Genomic DNA, 1,878 nt, shown 5'->3' with positions numbered 1-1,878 from the left:
GTCCCACCTGGAAGAAGGGCTATGGCTTCCACCCGCTGTGCGCCTTCGTGGACCACGGCGGTGCGGGCACCGGTGAGCCCCTCGCCGTGCTGCTGCGCCCCGGCAACGCCGGGTCGAACACCGCGACGGACCACATCACGGTCACCGGGGACGCGCTGAAGCAGCTGCCGGCCGGGTTCCGGTCGGGGCGGAAGGTCATGGTCCGCACTGACTCGGCCGGGGGCACGCAGGAGTTCGTGCACTGGCTCGCCGCACCCAGGAGGAACCTGTCCTACTCGGTGGGGTTCCCCATCCACGGCGCACTCGACAGGGCCCTGCCGCTCGTCCCGGCTCAGGCGTGGGCGCGGGCCTACAACTCCGACGGGCACGAACGCGACGGGGCCTGGGTCGCCGACGTGACCGGGATGCTGGACCTGTCCGCCTGGCCGGCAGGGATGCGCGTGATCGTCCGCAAGGAGGTCCCGCACGTTGGGGCGCAACTGCGCATCACCGACCTCGACGGGATGCGCTACACCGCCTTCGCCACCAACCAGACCCGCGGCCAGCTCGCCGACCTCGAGGTCAGACACCGGCTGCGGGCCCGGTGCGAGGACCGGATCCGCGCCGCCAAGGACACCGGCCTGCAGAACCTTCCCCTCCACGCGTTCGACGCCAACAACTTGTGGTGCCACCTGGTCATGCTCGCCGCCGAGCTCACCGCCTGGGCCCAGATGCTCGCCCTCCATGGGCACAACGCCCGCCGTTGGGAGCCCAAACGACTCCGGGCGCGCCTCTTCGAGACCGCCGCCAGAGCCTCCCGGCACGCCCGCCGCGCCGTGCTGCACCTGGCCGCGGCCGCCCCCGAGACGCCCCTGCTCCTGAAGGCCCTGGACCGCCTCGCCCTCCTCGGCCTGCCATAACAGCCCCTCCGAACGCAACGACGAGACAGGAAGCAGCAGCACCGGCACGTGCGGGAGTGGACCCGCACCGGACACCCGCCAAGGTCAGCGGGCAGCACTGTCGTACCCACATGCGAGAATCGCACCCATCAGGCAGACGGTAAGCCCTGACCCTCAGCCAACCAGCCGCGGTGAAAGATCGAGGCTAAAGCATATGTTACCGGTATATCGGTTGCATGTCGGTCAATGGTGACCGTACCGGCCTTAGGCTGCATTGCACCTCTTCTACGAAGGAAGCCATGAAATCCTCGCGTATTGAGCACCGCGCCATCGACTACATACCGGAAACCGAGCGCCACGGCGTGGCTCGAAGCCTCTTCTTTGTCTGGTTCGCCGCCAACACATCCATCACTGCGGTGGTGACCGGCGCGCTGTTTGTCATCCTGGGAAACTCGGCCCTGTGGGCCATCCCGGCCGTCATCATCGGAAACATCTTGGGCGGGTTCGTTACCGCCCTTCACTCCGCCCAGGGACCCAAACTGGGCGTGCCGCAGATGATTCAGAGCCGGGCGCAGTTCGGCTACTACGGCGCCATCCTCCCGCTCGTACTCTCCCTGATTATCTACCTGGGGTTCTACGCCACCGGGCTCGTCCTGGGGGGCCAGGCCATCGGTGACCTCCTCCATGTGCCGGTCCAGGCCGGCGCCACGATCTTCGCGCTGCTCTCCACGACCCTGGCCATCTTCGGCTACCGCTATATCCACAAATTCTCCAAGATCGCCACAGCGCTGAGCGCCGCCGTGTTCGTCGTGCTCTTCATTCGCATCCTCACCGCCCCCGATGCCGCTGCCCTGCGTGTCAGGGTTGGGTGAGTCCACCGGTTCATAGCAAGTCCGCCTCGCGGGGCGAGTTGAAGGATCACCAATCTGATGAGCATGAGTTCCCCGGTCGCGCTGGTCGCGGCAGAGGATGGAGTCGTGAGCTCCTCCTCGATCCCTGA

General features: G+C 67.1%; 2 protein-coding genes. Both read left to right on the top strand.

The features are described from left to right. Positions 1 to 899: IS1380 family transposase (locus BKD30_RS08385; protein ID WP_143588125.1), on the top strand; the 899-nt coding region annotated here is incomplete at its 5' end. 278 nt (positions 900 to 1,177) lie between these two features. After that, positions 1,178 to 1,750, top strand: coding sequence for a purine-cytosine permease family protein (locus BKD30_RS08380; protein WP_083956150.1), 573 nt, complete (start codon positions 1,178 to 1,180; stop codon positions 1,748 to 1,750). Positions 1,751 to 1,878: the final 128 nt, after the last annotated feature.

It is taken from the genome of Tersicoccus phoenicis (assembly GCF_001968835.1).
Classification (GTDB): domain Bacteria; phylum Actinomycetota; class Actinomycetes; order Actinomycetales; family Micrococcaceae; genus Tersicoccus; species Tersicoccus phoenicis.
The sequence above is the reverse complement of the archived record's forward strand: the minus strand, read 5'-3'. Positions and strand labels throughout refer to the sequence as shown.